Origin of the sequence: Amycolatopsis sp. M39 (assembly GCF_001651785.1) — a bacterium.
Taxonomy (GTDB): domain Bacteria; phylum Actinomycetota; class Actinomycetes; order Mycobacteriales; family Pseudonocardiaceae; genus Amycolatopsis; species Amycolatopsis rubida.
Window position 1 is genome coordinate 111,890 of record NZ_LWSF01000009.1, and the last position, 16,564, is coordinate 128,453.

Annotated in this window: 20 protein-coding genes; 11 read left to right on the forward strand and 9 right to left on the reverse strand. The window is 67.8% G+C overall.

Annotated features, from left to right (window positions below):
- The first annotated feature begins 11 nt into the window (after positions 1–11).
- Positions 12–371 (forward strand): winged helix-turn-helix domain-containing protein, encoded by a 360-nt coding sequence (locus A4R44_RS52485; RefSeq protein ID WP_157904959.1) that lies wholly within the window; start codon positions 12–14, stop codon positions 369–371.
- A 26-nt stretch (positions 372–397) separates the two neighbouring features.
- On the opposite strand, the gene A4R44_RS50580 is transcribed toward A4R44_RS52485, so the two are convergent.
- Together A4R44_RS50580 and A4R44_RS22095 are read right to left on the reverse strand one after the other, a co-directional pair.
- Positions 398–802 carry a type II toxin-antitoxin system VapC family toxin gene (locus A4R44_RS50580; RefSeq protein ID WP_067583806.1) on the reverse strand — a complete coding sequence of 135 codons (405 nt, stop codon included), beginning with the start codon at positions 800–802 and terminating at the stop codon, positions 398–400.
- Positions 802–1,002 carry a hypothetical protein gene (locus A4R44_RS22095; RefSeq protein WP_067583809.1) on the reverse strand — a complete coding sequence of 67 codons (201 nt, stop codon included), beginning with the start codon at positions 1,000–1,002 and terminating at the stop codon, positions 802–804. The genes A4R44_RS50580 and A4R44_RS22095 overlap by 1 nt, the downstream gene beginning before the upstream one ends.
- A 916-nt stretch (positions 1,003–1,918) precedes the next feature.
- Here A4R44_RS22095 and A4R44_RS46030 point away from each other — a divergent pair.
- From A4R44_RS46030 to A4R44_RS22110, 3 genes are all read left to right on the forward strand, one after another.
- Positions 1,919–2,353 (forward strand): type II toxin-antitoxin system VapC family toxin, encoded by a 435-nt coding sequence (locus tag A4R44_RS46030; protein WP_095213515.1) that lies wholly within the window; start codon positions 1,919–1,921, stop codon positions 2,351–2,353.
- 449 nt (positions 2,354–2,802) lie between these two features.
- A complete protein-coding gene (locus A4R44_RS22105) occupies positions 2,803–4,197 on the forward strand; it encodes an MFS transporter (protein ID WP_067583814.1) in 1,395 nt (464 codons plus the stop codon).
- Entirely contained in the window at positions 4,197–5,645 is a 1,449-nt protein-coding gene (locus A4R44_RS22110; RefSeq protein ID WP_067583816.1) for an amidase, read from the forward strand. The genes A4R44_RS22105 and A4R44_RS22110 overlap by 1 nt, the downstream gene beginning before the upstream one ends.
- Here the strand turns inward: A4R44_RS22110 and A4R44_RS22115 are convergent.
- The gene (locus tag A4R44_RS22115; protein WP_157904961.1) at positions 5,604–6,395 is read right to left on the reverse strand and encodes a hypothetical protein; all 792 of its coding nucleotides are present in this window, start codon (positions 6,393–6,395) and stop codon (positions 5,604–5,606) included. The two genes, A4R44_RS22110 and A4R44_RS22115, sit on opposite strands and share 42 nt — an antisense overlap.
- On the reverse strand, positions 6,392–7,105 hold the full coding sequence (locus A4R44_RS22120) for a hypothetical protein (protein WP_067583822.1): 714 nt from the start codon (positions 7,103–7,105) through the stop codon (positions 6,392–6,394). The genes A4R44_RS22115 and A4R44_RS22120 overlap by 4 nt, the downstream gene beginning before the upstream one ends.
- A 164-nt stretch (positions 7,106–7,269) precedes the next feature.
- Between A4R44_RS22120 and A4R44_RS22125 the strand changes: the two genes are divergently transcribed.
- From A4R44_RS22125 to ppk2, 6 genes are all read left to right on the forward strand, one after another.
- A complete protein-coding gene (locus A4R44_RS22125) occupies positions 7,270–7,875 on the forward strand; it encodes an RNA polymerase sigma factor (protein WP_067583825.1) in 606 nt (201 codons plus the stop codon).
- Entirely contained in the window at positions 7,875–8,627 is a 753-nt protein-coding gene (locus A4R44_RS22130) for a hypothetical protein (protein ID WP_067583827.1), read from the forward strand. The genes A4R44_RS22125 and A4R44_RS22130 overlap by 1 nt, the downstream gene beginning before the upstream one ends.
- Before the next feature lie 112 nt (positions 8,628–8,739).
- Positions 8,740–10,188: a hypothetical protein gene (locus tag A4R44_RS22135; protein ID WP_232791714.1), complete on the forward strand. Its 1,449-nt coding sequence runs from the start codon at positions 8,740–8,742 to the stop codon at positions 10,186–10,188.
- A 5-nt stretch (positions 10,189–10,193) separates the two neighbouring features.
- Positions 10,194–10,424, forward strand: a complete 231-nt coding sequence (locus A4R44_RS22140) for a hypothetical protein (RefSeq protein WP_067583831.1) — start codon at positions 10,194–10,196, stop codon at positions 10,422–10,424.
- Between the two features lie 58 nt (positions 10,425–10,482).
- A complete protein-coding gene (locus tag A4R44_RS22145) occupies positions 10,483–10,707 on the forward strand; it encodes a hypothetical protein (RefSeq protein WP_067583834.1) in 225 nt (74 codons plus the stop codon).
- 39 nt (positions 10,708–10,746) lie between these two features.
- On the forward strand, positions 10,747–11,637 hold the full coding sequence (ppk2, locus tag A4R44_RS22150) for a polyphosphate kinase 2 (RefSeq protein ID WP_067583837.1): 891 nt from the start codon (positions 10,747–10,749) through the stop codon (positions 11,635–11,637).
- A gap of 6 nt (positions 11,638–11,643) precedes the next feature.
- Here the strand turns inward: ppk2 and A4R44_RS22155 are convergent, their stop codons facing one another.
- The 5 genes from A4R44_RS22155 to A4R44_RS22175 form a co-directional block, all read right to left on the reverse strand.
- Entirely contained in the window at positions 11,644–12,423 is a 780-nt protein-coding gene (locus tag A4R44_RS22155; protein ID WP_067584078.1) for a class II aldolase/adducin family protein, read from the reverse strand.
- A gap of 58 nt (positions 12,424–12,481) precedes the next feature.
- Positions 12,482–13,018: a helix-turn-helix domain-containing protein gene (locus tag A4R44_RS22160; RefSeq protein WP_067583840.1), complete on the reverse strand. Its 537-nt coding sequence runs from the start codon at positions 13,016–13,018 to the stop codon at positions 12,482–12,484.
- Between the two features lie 19 nt (positions 13,019–13,037).
- Positions 13,038–13,403, reverse strand: coding sequence for a VOC family protein (locus tag A4R44_RS22165; protein WP_067583843.1), 366 nt, complete (start codon positions 13,401–13,403; stop codon positions 13,038–13,040).
- 10 nt (positions 13,404–13,413) lie between these two features.
- On the reverse strand, positions 13,414–14,304 hold the full coding sequence (locus tag A4R44_RS22170; RefSeq protein ID WP_232791715.1) for a hypothetical protein: 891 nt from the start codon (positions 14,302–14,304) through the stop codon (positions 13,414–13,416).
- A 72-nt stretch (positions 14,305–14,376) separates the two neighbouring features.
- A complete protein-coding gene (locus A4R44_RS22175; protein ID WP_067583848.1) occupies positions 14,377–15,414 on the reverse strand; it encodes a tetratricopeptide repeat protein in 1,038 nt (345 codons plus the stop codon).
- A 242-nt stretch (positions 15,415–15,656) separates the two neighbouring features.
- Between A4R44_RS22175 and A4R44_RS22180 the strand changes: the two genes are divergently transcribed.
- On the forward strand, positions 15,657–16,310 hold the full coding sequence (locus A4R44_RS22180) for an HNH endonuclease family protein (protein ID WP_067583850.1): 654 nt from the start codon (positions 15,657–15,659) through the stop codon (positions 16,308–16,310).
- The last annotated feature ends 254 nt before the right edge of the window (positions 16,311–16,564 follow it).

Sequence of the window (16,564 nt, forward strand, 5' to 3'; positions counted from 1 at the left end):
GGCAAGAACAGTTGTCAGACACCAGTGCATACAAGCGAATCGCCGAGCATATCCGGCGGCAGATCGCCAATGGTGAGCTACTGCCGGGCGACCGCATACCTTCGCAGGAAGACCTCTCAGCCCGTCACGGTGTCTCTCGAACGACGGTGCGTCAAGCTCTCTCAATGCTCGAACATGACGGGCTCATCCAGGGGGGTAAGGGTGCACCAGCCATCGTGCGAGCGCTTCCGGCGGCAGAGGACATACCCGAGTCTCGGCAGGAGTCCGAGTACGTCGACTTGGGCACCTTGCGGGCAGAGATTGCCGAGATCCATGACGTCGTCCGCGACCTAAACACCCGGTTGACGGAACTTCGCAGGCTTCTGAGCTGACAACCCCGAAGAGGGCAGTGCACACGTTACGGTTCGAGCAGCACGAGACCTTCGTACTCCACGAAGTCCGCGAAGTCCTTCACGTTCAGCGTCGCGAGCGGCATTTCGAACGCCAGGCAGCACGCCGCGATCCAAGTGTCGTTCTGCGGGCGGGGACGACCGCGGCGCTGGGCGTAAGCGGAGATCTCGCCCCACACGCGTGCCACCTTCGGCGTGCCCGGCAGGACCGGCAACGGTTGCACCCACTGCTCCAGTCGCTCCCGACGAGGAAGCGCCCACGCGCGCAGATGCATCCACTTGTTCAGCTCAGCCAGCGTCACGAACGTGATCGCCGGGCGACAGCCCACGAGCTGACTGGCGAGCCACGGCGGGAGATCCCGCTTAAACAAGCCCGACGCGACATCTGTGTCGAGCACGACTTCCAAAGCCACTAGGCCAGGTTAGCCTTCCGCTCCGCGGCCACCCAGTCGCGAAACTCGTGCAGCTCATCAACAGACTCGAAGATGTCCTCGCGCGCCCATTCGTCCACAGACCTGATCGGCTGGACGTCCTTGCCCGCGAACAGCGCATCCCGCAGGGCAGGGCCATCCAGCCCCTCATGCGCCGGCTGCTCCGCATTGCTGGTCGTCATGGTCCACCTCCCTAGGGCTCGCTCCACCTACGGAGACTACCTTGGTTATGACGGTTATGACCAAGCCCTGCCTGAGCGTGACCAGCGCGAAGCTCTCGTGTTCAGAGTTTCCTTACTTGTTCAAGGCGGCCCCTCCGGGGCCGCTGGGCACGGTGTTTGACCCGCGGGCAAGATCGGCGGGGCGTGCGGGCTGGCGCCCGGTCCCCGCCGATCGCCCGCGGAAAAACCAGCCCAGCGACCACCCGCCGGAGGAGCCGCGAGCAGGCGCACTGAAAAGAGATGTCCTCGCCGGACGGGCAGGCCACCAGGATGGCCGAGCCGGGCGCATCGGTTGCGTCCGTGTGTGCCTCACGCCCATCCCGACGACCTCCCAGGGGCTATCAAGCCTGTCAAGGGGGCAGTCCCGCGGTACGCTCGCCGGCAGTGGAAGGTGCCCCCTTGACAGGCTTGATAGGGCTGAAGCCAGGTCGCCGGGATGGACGAAGAGGCCCCCACTTGTAGGTATTAAGAGATCTATGGGGGCGTTTAAACGGCCTGTAGACTAAGTGCCATGGTCAGGATGCGAGCGGCACGAAAGGTGGTTCCGCGGGTTCCCGCTGGGGCTGCGCGCGGGCTGCCTGGCGTCGTGCGAGGCTTACTTAAAGTTACAAGCGCTGTGCAGCACGTATCCTCGGGGCTCCATGGTGACGTCTACCGGACAACGGTTCGGGGGCGGGGCTCCCGAACCGGCATCCGGCGGGTTCCAGCCAACGCGCCGCGTGACCCCGCGAAATTACCGTCTGCGGAGCAGGAGAAGGTCGCTCCTTATCCGGCATCTGGACTGATCGGCTTGGTCTCAGGCAGCAAGGACCTCGCTCAGCGCGCCGCAGAGACCCGACGGGGATCCAGCAAAGCATCGGAACGGTAGTCATCGCCTGTGCCGTCACCCATTGTCGTTGACACGGGCGTCCTGCTTGCCGTCTTGAACGCCAACGATCAATATCATGAGCAGTGCACCATTTGGCTACTTTCTGTGACGAGTCGAACGCTGGTTGTTTCTACTCTGGTTGTTGCCGAGACGTGCTATTGGCTTCACAAAGACCTAGGCAACGATGCTGAAGTTGCCTTCCTCGAACAGCTTGCTCGGGAGCAGCAGTTCGAGCTTTACGCTCCCGACCGGCCCGGGCTTGCGCGAATGGCGGCCCTTGTCGCGCGGTACCCAAGACTTGGTGGGTCGGACGCTTCGGTGATCGTTGCAGCTGAGCAACTCGGAACGATCGACGTTGCGACCGTGGACAGGCGCGACTTCCCTCCCGTGAAGCCAGCTCACGCCGAGTATCTCAACCTGCTGCCAGCTGGTTTCGTCCCGTGACCGACAACGGTCCAAGCGAGTAGAAGTGCCAGTTTTTTGCCAGTAATCGACGCTTGCCCAGGCTGAGTAGTGGCAGATGACGCCAGGTGATCTGCGCCCTTTCGCGCTGGTCACGGCTACTTTCGACCACTGAGGGCAGACGACGCCAGCGGTGGACGCCAGACCAGAAGGTCAGGGGTTCGAATCCCTTCGGGCGCACGTCTGGTCGAGACAGTAAAGCAAGAAACCCTCTGGAAACAGGGGGTTTCTTGCTTTTTCGGCTCCCGGATTGTTTCCGGTCGCAGCCCCTCCGATGCCCGCCGCCGCGGATCTCCCTTGCCGCTTGCCGCCGAACCGAGCGCGTCGTCATCTGGCACCACGTCCGCTGCGGGCAACTGGTACTTGCGAGCCCTGGCGAGCCGGTGATATCAATCACGGCACTAAGTGTCTTAGAGGTAAGGAACTTTTCCGTGACTTCGGACCATGAGCTTCGGGCCGCGCCGTCGGCGACAGCCCGTGATCGGACCTTCCCGGAGGTTTCCGCGCGCATCGACCGGCTGCCGAGCTCCCGGTGGCATGCCGCGCGGCGGCTGCTGCTGGGTTCGGTGACCTTCATCGCGGGCTTCGACCAGCTGCTGATCGCCTACGCGTTGCCGCTGATGCGGGCGGAATGGCAGCTGGGGCCGGGCGAACTCACCGCCTGCGTCATGTCCGGGGCGATCGGCGGACTGATCGGCGGTCCGTTGATCGGGATGCTCGCCGACCGCTTCGGCCGGACGAGGCTGGTGCTGGTCACGACGACGCTGACCGGCCTGTCGAGCCTGCTGATCGCGTTGTCGCCGGGCGTCGGCGTGTTCTGCGCCCTGCGCGCGATCCAGGGGATCGGCATCGGCGGCGAGATCCGTTCGGCCGCGATTCTGATGGCCGAACTGGCCGGACGGGGCAAGCGCGGCCGGGCCGTCCTGCTCTACGAACTCGCGTTCCCCGCCGGGCTCACGTTCGCCGCCGTCGCGTCGATCGCGCTCCCGGTGATCGGCTGGCGGCCGCTGTACCTGATCGGCGCCATTCCGCTGTTCCTGATCTATCCGATCTACCGGCTGATGCCCGAGTCGCCGCGGTGGCTGGCCGTGCACGGCCAGTCCGAGCGGGCGCTGGCGGTCGTCGAACGCATCGAGCGGGCTGTCGCCGAATCGACCGGCCGTCCGCTCGACCCTCCCCAGTTCGACGGCACGGCCGCGCCGACCGGGCGGGCCCGCGCACGCGATCTCTTCAGCCGCCGGTACCTCCGCCGATCGGTGACGACCTCGGTGATGTGGTTCGGCGGATTCTTCGTCAATTACGGGCTGACGACGTGGCTGCCGACCATCTACCTCAACGTCTACCACCTGAGCCTGTCCCAGGCACTCTGGTACACCTTGATCACGAGCGCGGCCGGGCTGTGCGGATCCTTCGCGGCCGCGGCGTACGTCGATCGGATCGGCCGGAAGAAAACATTGCTCGCCGGATTCGCCATCGGCGGGGCGCTTCTGATCCCGCTCGCGCTCATCGCCGGTTCGGGCGCGGTGCAGGTCTTGATCTGGTCCACGCTCTCCGCGGCGTTCATCTTCGCGGCCAACATCACGATGTACGTCTATTCGGCCGAAGTCTTTCCCGCTCGGTTCCGGGCCGCGGCGTCCTCGGTGGTGGGCACCTGGTCGGCGGTCGGGATCCTGCTCGGCCCGGTCGTGGTGTCGGGACTGCTCGGGCTGGGAGCGACCACAGCTGTGGTGTTCGGTGTGCTGGCGCTGGTCGGCCTGGGCACGGCCGCGATTGCCTTGCTGTGCGAGGAGACCGCGGGCAGGCCGCTGGAAGAGGCGGCCGGCTGATGACTGACGACGAGCTGATCTACCTGACCGCGAGCGATGCGCTGGAGCAGTTCTCCTCGGGCGCGCTCTCGCCCGTCGAGTTGATGCGCGCGGTGCTCGCCCGGGCCGATGCGGCCGAACCGCGGATCAACGCGTTCGCCGCCAGGTTCGACGAACAGGCGCTGGCGCGAGCGAAAGCGGCAGAGCACGCCTACCGAGACGGGACCGTGCCGTCGCTGGCCGGACTGCCGATCGCGGCGAAACTGGACCTGCGCATCGCCGGACACCCCGCCGATCAGGCCAGCCTGCACTTCAAAGGAGCCCTCGCCGAGGAAACCGACGTTGTCCCGCGGCGGATCGCGCAGGCAGGCGGCATCGTGCACGCTCGCACGACGATGCCCGAGTTCGGCGTCGCCAGTTTCACCCACAGCGCCCTCTACGGCACGACCCGGAATCCGTGGAACACGGAGTTTTCTCCCGGCGGTTCCTCCGGCGGGTCCGCCGCCAGCCTCGCGGCAGGCACCAGCGTGCTGGCGACCGGAAGCGATTCCGCCGGGTCGATCAGGATGCCTGCCGGATATTGCGGAGTCGTCGGCTACAAACCGACCAGGGGGCGGATTCCCAGTCCCCCGGCCAAATGGGCCAACCCGCTTTACTCGCAGGGCGTCCTGGCCCGCACGGTCGCCGACTGCGCGTTGTTCGCCAATGTGCTTTCCGGACCGGACCCGGCCGACCCCTCGTCCTTGCCCGCCGCGCCGCTGCTTCGCGCCGCGCCGGAGGTCGACGGTCTTCGCGTCGCGGTCAGCGAGACTCTGGGCGGGTTCGCGGTCGAGCCGGCGATCCGGCGGGCGACCGCGGCCGCCGCGATGTCGCTCCGGAGCGCGGGTGCCGAGGTCGGCTTGACCGAGCCGGCCTGGGACGCGGCCAGCGTGCAGTGGGCGGCCCGAGTACTGCTCGAAATGCACGCGGGCCCGGCCGAGCAGCTGGATCGGCAGCTCATGATGCCTTACGCGGCCGTTGTGCTCGACGGATTCCGCGAACGGACCGCGGCCGACTACGCCGAGGCGGTCAAGCACCAAGCGGCCGCGTGGCATGCGCTCCGGGATGTGCTGACGGAGGCGGACGTGCTCATCTGCCCAACGCAAGGACTGTTCGGCTTCCTCGCGGGGGAGGACTACGTCACCACCCAGCCGGTCATCGACGGCAAGGAAGTCAAGTACCCCTACGACACTCATCTGTGCCTGCCGTTCAACCTGCTCAACAGTTGCCCGGTGCTGTCCGTGCCGTCGGGTTTCGGGCCTGGCAACGTGCCGCTCAGCGTGCAGATAGTCGGCAAACCGCATTGCGACAGCGATGTTTTCGCGGTCGGCGCGGCGATCGAGCGGTACCACCGCGGCTATCCGGGGTTTGCCTCCGTCCGTCCGGAGCTAGGGCTTCCGGAGCCGGTCCAGCACAGCCCGGGCCTGTGATCGCGCGATCGACGACAGCTCATCCATCTTCAGCGGCGTCTCGCCGGGTGCGCGGTGGACGGCGACCTGGATCTCCACCGTCACGTTGCTGTCCTCCACTCCCACGATGTAACTCGCGCCCGGGCCCGGTTCCGTGGTGCTGCCCGCGCGCCAGTAGTTGCGAGTGCCGAGACCGGGGGTTGTGCCGGAGGTCCAGCCCGGCGACGGCTTGGTGTTCCACTGCTCGTAAGCCGGTGGCCGGTCCGCGGAGGCGAACTCGGCGCGGACGGCGATCCCCGCCTCGTTGGTGGCGACGCCGTCGGTCGCGGAGGTGCTGGTGTAGCGGAGGCTGCAGCTCAGGTCGCCGCCGTAGCCCTCGCTTGGCCCGCCTTCCCGGTGGACCGGCGGGATCGGGGTGGCGGACCATTTCGCCAGCGGTTTCGGGTCCAGCAGGGCACAGGCATCGGAGATCCCGCTCATCGAGTACTTGCCCGGCGGCGCGGCGGGAGAGGCCGTGGTGGACGGGGCCGGGCTCGGGGCGGCCGGGGCCGGCTTGGCTTCCGGAGCGGACGAGCCGCCGCTGAGGGACAGGCCGATCGCGATCCCGACGCCGAGAATCACGACCAGTCCGATCGCGCCCGCCACGATCAGTCCCGTCCTGGGGCCGGGCGGTTTCGCGGGCGGGGGATAGCCGAAACCCTGGCCGGGCGGCGGATATGGTTGCCCGGCAACGGGATAGGGATGCCGGCCGTCGCCAGGCGAGTCAGTCATCGAATCCCTTTCAGCCCGTTCAACGCCTTCCGGGCCTGTGCTTCGGCGATCGGCTGGACCTCGGTGCGGTGCATCTGCGCGACCTCGCGGGTACGGCTGAAGTTGAGCCGGACCCGGACCGAGACGTTCTCGTCCACCGCGCAGAGGACGTAGCGGGTGTCCGCGACCAGCTCGCCGAAGACCTCGGAGTGCCAGAAGCCCTCGGTGCCGACTCCGGTGATGGGCCCGGACGCCTTGCCCTCGCCGGTTTTCGCGAGGGTGCCGCGTTTCCAGCTCGCGTAGGAGGACGGCGCGGTGCCCTCGGTGAAATCGACGTCGAGGAGGATTTCGGCGGTGTTCAGGGTATCGCTGCCGGTGTAGCGCAGCTGGCAGCTCAGACTGCCGGCGTCGTGCTCGCTCGGGCGGACTTCCTCGTGCTTGGGCGGGCCCTTGGGCGTGGGCGACCACTTCTGCAACGGAGCGGGATCGACGAGATCGCAGGCGTTGCCGACGTGGTCCATCGAATAACCCGGCACGGCGGCCCGTTCTGGCGGACGCTCGGCAGGCTGCCCGGCCACAACGCCGACGGCGATCCCGATCCCCAGCACGACGACCAGCGCGACGGCTCCGCCGATGATCCAGCCGGTCCGCCGGGGTTTCGCGGGCGGCTGTGCGTAACCGGCCGCGGGGAAGGGGTTCGTCGGCGGCTCATCGCGCCTGTAGTCGGTCATCCCCCACAGCCCTCCACGTGACCTGGCTCCGCCTGACTATATCTTTCCGCTTCCGCCGAGGCGAGACACTGATCACCCTGGACCCGGGACTGATGCAACGCTGTCGAGGCGACCGGGGACATGGGGTTGTGACGATAGTTTCGGATCAGGGGCGGGGGTGGGGGATGCCGGCCGAGCACGACGCCGACGTCCCGGATGTCCCCGGTGGCGACCAGGAGCTGTGGGCGAGGGCCGCGGCGGGCGAGGTCGCGGCGTTCGGCGAGCTGTTCGACCGGCATGCCAGCGCCGTGTGGAATTACGCCTACCGGCTGACGGGTTCCTGGGCCACCGCCGAGGACCTGGCCTCGCTGACCTTCCTCACCGCGTGGCGGCGGCTCGGCGAGGTGACGCTGGTGAACGACAGCGCCCGGCCGTGGCTCTACACCGTGACCGCCAATCTGGCCCGCCGGGAACAGCGCCGCCTCGGCCGTTTCGCGGCCGTGCTGACCCGGTTGCCGCGCAATCCCGTGGTCCGCGATCACGCCGAGGAGGTGGCCGGCCAGATCGACGCGGACCGACAGCTGAAGGTCGTGCTGAGCGCGGTCGCGAAGCTGCCTCGGGCCGAACGGCGGGCTGTTGAGCTTTGTCTGCTGGGCGGTTTGTCGACCGCGGAGGCGTCCGCGGTGCTCGGGATCGCCGAACCGAGCGTGCGCGCGCGGATTTCGCGCGCGCGAACCCGGTTGCGCGAGCTGCTGCGGGACATCGGCGCACGCGTCGGAGAGGAGTTCTGATGGCCGACGATCTCAACCTGCCGCCTGACCGGCCGATGCCTGATCTCCTGAAGGAATCCCTGTGGAACCGGCTCGTTCCGGAACTGCGCGCACGGCGGCACCGGAAGCTGGGCTTGCCGCTGGCGGTCGCCGCGGGAGTCGGTGCGCTGGCCTTGGGCGCGACGCTGGTGTTCTCCCCGGTGTACGACGCCAGTCCGGACTCGACGCGGGTTCCGGCCGGTGCCAGGCCGGACTCCGGGGACACGCAACTGCTCAAGGCCTGCCTCGACAGCGCCCCCTCTTTCGGAGCCGTGTTGCCTGATCGGGGAAGTTGGCGCTCGACGCTGAAGATCGATCAGGACGAGAAGCGGAGTTACCTCGTCATCCGCAACGCCTCGCTCGCGGCGGTCTGCGTTCTCGATCACGGCCAGGGTTCCGGCCCTGACGACCAGAACGCCGGGCTGATGGTCACCGACGCCAGGGACTGGATCCACGGGCGAGAGGGCTACGCCTGCCTCAACGCGACCCGCCCGATCTGCGGTTTCGCCAGCGTCGTCAATCCCGGCCAGCCGAGCGTCGTGTTCGGGGTTGTCAGCCCCGACGTGGCCGAAGTGGAGCTGTACGGGCCGGACGACTCGGTGACTCCCGCCGTGCTGAACGACGGCACTTTCGTCGTGAAATTCGTCGAGGGCGATTCTCCGCATGACGAATACAACCGAAAATTCCGAGTTACCATGCGCGACGGGCAGGTCCACGACTTTCCGGGGAGATAGCACCGGACCGATCGGTCTTCCGAAGACTGCTGCTGGGGGAAACGTAATAATGGCACTGGGTTTGACGACGCCTCGATCGGGTTGTGAACAGCCGGTTTCCGTCCGAAGACGGGTGGATTGGCTGTTGCTCGGAGCGGCGGCCGCGTCGGCATTGTTCTTTGTGGCGGCGCACGGTCATCTGATCGACGACACCTACATCACCTTGAGCTACGCGCGCAATCTCGCGTTTCACGGAAATTGGGGATTGCTGGCCGGCAGCACCTCGAATACGGCGACCTCGCCGTTGAACGTGCTTTCCCTGGCGGCGTTGACATTCGTGCTGCGGGACGCGGTTCTCGCCGCGGGCGTGCTGTACGTGGCCTGCCAGGTGCTGCTGGTGCTGGCGCTGCGGAGGGTGGGCGCGGTCGCCGGGCTGCCACGCTGGTTCCCGGTTCTCGCGACCGCCGCGTTGACGGTGAACCCGCTGCTGGTGTCGTCGATCGGCATGGAGGTCGAACTCGGCGCGGCCGGACTTGGCTGGCTGCTGGTCTTTTCGGTGGAGCGACGGCCGTTCGCGTTCGGACTGGCGGCCGGTGCGCTGACCTTGGTCCGGGTCGATCTGCTGCTCTTCGCGGGCGTGGTTTTCCTGGTGCGGAACCGATTCTGGGTTGAGGGCCTGCGCAGCGTGCAAGGCGCGGCGCTGGTCGCGGTGCCGTGGTTCGCGTTCAGCTGGGTCGTATTGGGCGCCGCCGTTCCGGACACTCTTGTCATCAAGACCTTGCAGGGCGCGCGACAGGCTTGGGGGAAGTGGGAATTCGGCAACGGCGTCGGACTGTACTGGCAGAACATGCCGGGGCAGACGGTGCTCGCGTTCTTGTGCGCCGGTTTGGCGGCGTTGGCCGGGTTGCGCTGGCTAGTCCTGGCGTTGCGCGGCGACGCGGCCTGCCGCAGGCTGCTCCCGTTCGCGGCGCTCGCGGTGGCCGGAGCGGGACACAGCCTGGCCTACGTTCAGCTGAAAGTTCCGCCGTACCACTGGTATTACGGCCCCGGAATCGTCGCGGCGACGCTGTTCGGCTGCGCGGTAGCGGCCGGTTCCGCGCACCGAATCGAGCGTGCGGCCGGGACGGCTGTCATCGCGGCTTTGGTCGGTGCCAGTGTGGTCGGTTATGCCGGGACCGGTCTGCCACGCGACTTCGCGCCGTTCACATCGAACTACACCACGAGTGCGCAGTACGCCGAAATCGGCCGGGAGGTGGGAAGACTGGCTGCGGGACGCACGGTCGCCAGCGCCGAGGAGATCGGAGTATTGGCCTACACCTGCGACTGCGCGATCATCGACGTCTTTTCCGACCGCGGCCGCATGCCCGGGGCGATCGCCGAACTGGAAGCACGGGCCGGACGTCTGTCGCGCGGACTGCTTCGGGTGAACTTCGCGTTCTTCGACTACACCGTGCGGCCGCGGAAAGTTGACCTCGCGTTGCGCCGGGTTTGGGGACCGCCGCCGCCGGATTATCTTGCCCACTGGACGATTTCCGCGCCGCTCTACGGACGTGCTGAGTTGTACCTGGTCAATGCGCGGTAGAAGCCATGGCTCCCTTGCGTGGCGAACGGCTCGACGGCACCGCGCAGGAAGCTGCCGCGGCGCGAGGCGAGATTTTCGACATCGAATGGCCGGAGCCGCACCGGAAATGGATTGCGACGGTCGAGGACACCTCGCAGTCGGGGTTTACTGGCTGGGGCACCGGACAGACGCGGGCGACCAGGCGGTGCTCGTCGGGAGGATCGCCGAGGTTCTCGACGGTCCGCTCGGAAAGTTGACGAACATCGTCGAGCCGGTCGCCGCGATGCCGGATCGCAGCCGGGCCGGGGCGGAGGTGTGGCAGTTGACGCGGCAGTCCCGCACTTCGCCGGGTCGTGGCTCACCGTGCGCGATCAGGCGCAGCTCGTCGCGGTCGGGAGCGGGTTTTCCCCGGCGGGGCCGCGGTTCAGCAGCATCAGCGGCGAAGAGTGCGGAGTGGACTTCACCGCGCCGTTGCGTCGGTCGCCGGTCTGGCAGATGCCGCGGCCGGAGACGGCGCACGAGGACCTGCGGAAGTTCTGAGACACCTCCCGTTCACCTGCCCTGCTTAAAGTCGGCCGCATGTTGCGGGACGTGCGGGAGTACATCGATCGGCTTGAGATCGACGGGCATTCGGTCGGCGAGGATCACGATGACGATCCCGTGTTGATCGACGCGTTCGGCAAGGCCGTCGACACCTGGCGGGAGAACTATCCCTACGACGAGCGCATGTCGCGCGAGGAGTACGACGAGACCAAGTATCTGCTGCAGGTCGAACTGCTCAAGCTGCAGAACTCGATCAGCGAGACCGGCAGCCGGCACGTCATTCTCTTCGAGGGACGCGACGCCGCGGGCAAGGGCGGCACCATCAAGCGGTTCATGGAACACCTCAACCCGCGGCACGCTCGTACGGTCGCGCTCGCCAAGCCCAGCGACCGGGAAGCGCACCAGTGGTACTTCCAGCGGTACGTCCAGCATCTGCCGACCGCAGGCGAGATGGTGTTGTTCGACCGGTCCTGGTACAACCGGGCCGGGGTCGAGCGGGTGATGGGGTTTTGCTCGCCCGAGCAGTACGAGCAGTTCATGCACCAGGTGCCGCTGTTCGAGGAAATGCTGGTGGAGAGCGGGATCACGGTCACGAAGTTCTGGTTTTCGGTGACCCAGGCCGAACAGCGCACCCGGTTCATCATCCGGCAGGTCGACCCGGTGCGGCAGTGGAAACTGTCCCCGATGGATTTGCGGTCGCTCGGCAAATGGGACGACTACACCGCGGCCAAGGAGGCGATGTTCCTCCGCACGGACAGCGATCTCGCGCCGTGGATCACGATCAAGAGCAACGACAAGAAGCGCGCCCGGATCAACGCGATGCGCTACTTCCTGTCCCGGTTCGAGTATGCGGGCAAGAACGAAAAGATAGTCGGGGAACCGGATCCGCTGATCGTGAAGCGCGGGCGGGACGCGGTCGGCGACTGAACCTCGTCAGTCCAGCACGTCGGGTTCCTGCTCGACAATCAGGTCCTCCAGCAGGCGGAAGTTGTTGCGCGCCATGTTCGCGCTGCCGAATTGCCGGGCGGCGAGCGCGGCTTCTTCGGCGGTCATCACACGAGGAGTGCCGGCGGCTTCGGCGAGGAGTTGCATCTGGCAGGCGCGTTCCATCGTGATGAACCACCACGCCGCCTCGCCGACGCTTCGGCCGACGGTCAGCAATCCGTGGTGGCGAAGGATCGCGGCGCGTTTCGAACCGAGCCGGGCGGCGATGCGCACGCCCTCGTCGCGTTCCAGGACCAGGCCCTTGTACTCGTCGAAAAGCACGTGATTTTCGTAGAACGCACAGGATTCCTGGACAATCGGGTCCAGCACACGATTCAACGCCGACCAGGCGCGGCCGTGGATCGTGTGTGCGTGCGCGACGGCGACGACGTCCTCGCGGGCTTCGTGGATGGTCGAGTGGATGGCGAAGGCGGCCTTGTTCGTGCGCCGCGTTCCCTCGACCACTTTTCCGTTCTCGTCGAGGAGAAGCAGATCGCTGACTTTGATCCGGGAGAAGTGCACCGCGTACGGGTTGACCCAGAACCGGTTCGGGAATTCCGGGTCGCGCGCGGTGAGGTGCCCGGCGATGCCCTCGTCGAAGCCGTACCGGGCGAACAGCCGGAAGGCGACGGCGAGCTGGCGTTTGCGGTGCGCGCGTTCGGCGGCGGCGGACTCCAGGTGTTCGGGCAGGGTGTCGAGGTCGAGTTCGGCTACCGGGGCGTCGGTCATCAGCATCTCCCAATGTTGCCTGTCTGGCAAACAGGGTGCCTCGGAGGCACAATGAGAGTCAAGCGATCACGACGAGGACTTCCGCGTCCGGCGCGCCGCGCAGGGTGTGGTCGGTGCTGCCGGGGAACTGCGCGGAGTCACCGGCGGCCAGGAGGTGGGTTTCGCCGGCCAGGGTCAGTTCGAGTTGACCGCTGACGACGTGCAGCCACTCTTCGCCGCGATGCCGGGTCGGCCGCGGTGGGACGGACTTGCCCCGCAGCGTCACCAGTGTCGCCTCAAGAGCAGACGACGGCGGGGACAGATGGGTCATGGAAGCGCCGCGAGTGCCGTACGTGACGGCGTCCTCGCGCTTGACGATCGGCGAGCGGCGTTCCTCGGAAGCGACGAGATCGGCGACGCTGACGTCGAGCGCCCGCGCGAGAACCACCAGCGTGCCGAGACTGGGCACCCGCTGGCCGCTTTCGACCCGGGACAGATAGCCCGGCGTGAGGTCCGCGGCGGCGGCGACCTTGTCCAAGGTGAGGCCGCGTTCCAGGCGAAGCTCACGCAATCGTCGCGTGATCCGCTGCTCGGCTTCTTCCGCCTCCTGGCTCATCCCCACACTGTATGCGGGCTCAGCCCTCCAGGAACTCCAGCCGGTTGCCGGCCGGGTCGAAGGCGTGGAACCGTCGCCTGCCTGGGATTTCCGCGGGATCGGCCCACGTCACGGGCCGTCCGGAGGCTTCGATCGCGGCGGCGACGGTGTCCACGTCGACCACGAACGCCGGGTGGGCCTTGAGCGCCGGACGGAAATCCGCCTCGACGCCGACGTGCAGTTCGCCGTCCGGGCCGCCGACGCCGGGCACCTGGAACCAGCAGCCGCCGCGAGCTGCCAGCAGCGGCGGTTTCGGCAGTTCCCTCCAGCCGAGCACGCCGGTGTAGAACGCGCGTTCGTCGTCCTCCGCGCCCGCTGGGCAGGCGACCTGCACGTGATGGATCATGCCTCGAAACCTACGCCAGCTCAGCGGGTTTTGGTTCCGGGAAAGCGTAGAACCGCACCGCCAGATCACGCGCCTCGCCGGACGGGCCGGGTTTGCGAGCGGCGTAGCGGTGCACCAGTTCCAGGTACTCCGCTTCGAACTCCTTCAAGTCCTTGTGACTCAGCCGGATGCCGGCGCGGCTGCCGGCGGTCCAGCCGTCGAAGGTGTCGCGGCGTTCAGCGGCCCAGGCCATCAGGCGCACCTCGCGGTCGTACTTCGCGTCGAGGTAGGCGGCCAGCTTCGGCCGGTCCTCCTCCGGGAAGTCCTCCGGCTTCGCTTCGTTCGTGCTCTGCGGGACGGAGTGCCAGCGGCCGTCGCGGGTGCGGCGCGTGTATCCGGCGTGGGTGAGCGTCAGCAGCGCGGCCGGGACGTCGATCGACGGGATGTGCGCGCGCAGTTCGGCCGAGGTGGCGGGCATCAGCCGGAGCAACCGCTGGTAGTTCGGGTTCGTGTGCACGGCGATGTCGCGCATGGTCAGCGGCCGCGGTCGCGCGTTGCCGGCGAGCAGAGCGCGCGCTCGCAACATCAGGAACACCGCGATCGGCACTTCCGCGAGCAGCGCGGTGCCGAGGCTGGCCCACTGGTCGGGACCGCCCCAGTCGAGGACGACGTCGAACCAGGCGTCGCAGCACAGCAGCGCGGCGGTCGCGGCCAGCATCGGCACCGAGGCGCGGCTGCGGCGCATCCCGAGCAGCACGGACGCGGCGAAACACAGCAGCAGGACGAGGTCGAAGCCGACCCAGGCGACTCGCCACTGGCTCGTGTCGAAGTGCTCGGGCAGGGTCAGCCCGAGGTAGACAGTCCACGGAACCAGGAACACCGCGATACCGGCGAGGATGGCGAGAAGCACGCGTCGGAACACTCGATCGACGCTAGCCGTGCCGGGGGCGGGCGGCATCCGGGATGATCCCGGAGATCAACCCCGGGAAACTGTCTACTGTGGCCGGTCGGCGGCGAGGGCCTGCCAGTGGTCGGCCTCGGCGGTCGCGCCGCGGGCGCGCAGCATCCGGGTCAGGCTCAGCATGCCCTGGACGTCGCCGGTTTCCGCGGCGACCCGGAAGCAGCGTTCGGCCTGTGCCAGGTCGCTGCGGGCTTCGGCGAGATGTCCCAGGTTGGTGAGCGCGGGGATGCTGCCGTGCTCGGCGGCCTTGCGGTACCAGGCCGCGGCCTCGCCGTCGTCGCGGCGATTGCGGGCGAGGACCCCGAGGTTGGTCATCGCCGCCGCGTCGCCCGCCTCGGCGGCTTCGAGGTACCAGTTCTCCGCTTCTTCGAGGTCGCCCCGGCGATGCAGCAGCAGCCCCAGCCGGACCTTCGCCTCGACGTGCCCGCCCTTCGCGCCGCGACGGAACCATCGCTCGGCGTCGCCTTCCCGGTGGGCTCGTTCCGCTTCCCGGCCCAGCAAGCAGGTCGCGGAGAGTTCGCCCGCGTCCGCCGCGGCTCGCCACCAGTGCGCCATCTCCTCGGGTGCACCGAGTTCGCGCAGGACAGCGCCGAGGTCCAGCATCGCTGTCGCGTCGCCCGCCTCGGCGGCCGCGCGGCACCAGCCCTCGGCGTCGGAGAACCGGCCGTCTTGGACCAGCAGGTGGCCCAGCAGTCCGGCCGCCTCCGTCGCGCCGGCTTGGAACGCGGCGGCGTACCAGTGCTCGGCGTCGCCGAGGTGACCCTGGTTTTCGCAGGTGCGGGCATATCCGAGCATCCCGTGCGGCTCGCCGGCCTGCGCGGCTTCGTGATACCAGCGGGCGGCTTCGTCCTCGGCTCCGCGTTCGGCCAGCAGGTGGGCCAGCGCGGTCATGGCGATCCGGTCACCGCCGGAGGCGGCCCGCCGGTACCACTCCTCGGCCTCCGCCGCATCCCCGCGTTCGCGCAGGTCAGCAGCGACCCGCGTCATCGCTACGACGTTGCCGCCCTCCGCCGCTTTCCGGCGCAGGTAGTCATCGACGCGGGTGTTCCACTTCCGCAGCCGCCCGGGCATCTCGCACCCGCTCCTTTCCGGCTCCCCACTGAAGTCAATCGTTTCGCAACGCGCGTGCGTGACACCTTCGCGAGCGTTATCCACCCCCGCTGATCTGGGCTTTTTCGTTGGCGGGCAACAACTGGTCCGACGTGGTCCTTGCCACGGCTCGGGCGCTGCCGAGAGTGTCTGCGCGATTACCGGCCCGGTGACAGGCATACTCCGGCTCCCCGAAGTCCCCGCCCGAGAGGATCCCGCGCACCATGGCCCGGCCGTTCCCCACCAAGCGCACCGTGCTGCTCGCGGTCGTGCTGCTCATCGCTGTCGTCGGGTTTTGGTACGGCCAGCGAGAAGTCGGCGACACCCAGTCCGAGGCGGCACCGGCGTCCGCCGCGGACGCGACCAAGCAGCTGTCCGAGCTGAAGATCGGCGCGCGCGGCACCATGACCGGCTATTCGCGCGACAAGTTCAAGCACTGGGACAGCCAGGGCGACAACTGCGACACCCGCGAGGCCGTTCTCAAGCGTGCGGGCAAGGACGTCAAGGCGGGCAGCGACTGCAAGCCGACCTCAGGCACCTGGCTCAGCGTGTACGACGGTCAGACCTGGACCAAGGCGACCCAGCTCGACATCGACCACATGGTCCCGCTCGGCCAGGCCTGGGTGAGCGGCGCGCGCGACTGGACGCAGGAGAAGCGCGAGCAGTTCGCGAACGACCTCACCCGGCCGCAGCTGTTCGCGGTAACGGCGAGCGTGAACCGGCAGAAGAGCGACAAGGCTCCGGACGAGTGGAAGCCGCCGCTGGTGTCGTTCTGGTGCACGTACGCGACCGACTGGGTCACGGTGAAGCACTACTACGGGCTGACGATCACTGACATGGAGAAGAACGCGCTGCAGGACATGCTGAAGCACTGCTGAGCCACGACGAGCGGCGGCGGCTGGCACCTGGTCGGCGCGCGGCTGCCGGACGTGCCGACGAAGGTCCTGCTCTTCCGCGACGACCAGTTCTTCTCCGCGGACCTGCTGCGCCGGGTCGCGCGAACGCCTCGGGGGCGGACGAGATGGCCGGTTCCCATCGCTGTTGAGCCGTCCGGACGAACTCGCTGACCGCCTAATGGCGTATTACGCGACAGTGGCTGGCTAACCAGGCGCTGTCCCAGTTGCGACATGTC

Excerpts from the sequence above, each read along its gene's own strand:
- A4R44_RS22160 (WP_067583840.1), bottom strand. The coding sequence starts at position 13,018 with ATGAGCCAGGAGGCGGAAGAAGCCGAGCAGCGGATCACGCGACGATTG.
- A4R44_RS22110 (WP_067583816.1), top strand. The coding sequence starts at position 4,197 with ATGACTGACGACGAGCTGATCTACCTGACCGCGAGCGATGCGCTGGAG.
- A4R44_RS22130 (WP_067583827.1), top strand. The coding sequence starts at position 7,875 with ATGGCCGACGATCTCAACCTGCCGCCTGACCGGCCGATGCCTGATCTC.
- A4R44_RS22165 (WP_067583843.1), bottom strand. The coding sequence starts at position 13,403 with ATGATCCATCACGTGCAGGTCGCCTGCCCAGCGGGCGCGGAGGACGAC.
- A4R44_RS22115 (WP_157904961.1), bottom strand. The coding sequence starts at position 6,395 with ATGACTGACTCGCCTGGCGACGGCCGGCATCCCTATCCCGTTGCCGGG.
- A4R44_RS22155 (WP_067584078.1), bottom strand. The coding sequence starts at position 12,423 with ATGACCGACGCCCCGGTAGCCGAACTCGACCTCGACACCCTGCCCGAA.
- A4R44_RS22140 (WP_067583831.1), top strand. The coding sequence starts at position 10,194 with ATGGCTCCCTTGCGTGGCGAACGGCTCGACGGCACCGCGCAGGAAGCT.
- A4R44_RS22175 (WP_067583848.1), bottom strand. The coding sequence starts at position 15,414 with ATGCCCGGGCGGCTGCGGAAGTGGAACACCCGCGTCGATGACTACCTG.
- A4R44_RS22095 (WP_067583809.1), bottom strand. The coding sequence starts at position 1,002 with ATGACGACCAGCAATGCGGAGCAGCCGGCGCATGAGGGGCTGGATGGC.
- A4R44_RS22180 (WP_067583850.1), top strand. The coding sequence starts at position 15,657 with ATGGCCCGGCCGTTCCCCACCAAGCGCACCGTGCTGCTCGCGGTCGTG.
- A4R44_RS22125 (WP_067583825.1), top strand. The coding sequence starts at position 7,270 with ATGCCGGCCGAGCACGACGCCGACGTCCCGGATGTCCCCGGTGGCGAC.
- ppk2 (WP_067583837.1), top strand. The coding sequence starts at position 10,747 with ATGTTGCGGGACGTGCGGGAGTACATCGATCGGCTTGAGATCGACGGG.
- A4R44_RS22120 (WP_067583822.1), bottom strand. The coding sequence starts at position 7,105 with ATGACCGACTACAGGCGCGATGAGCCGCCGACGAACCCCTTCCCCGCG.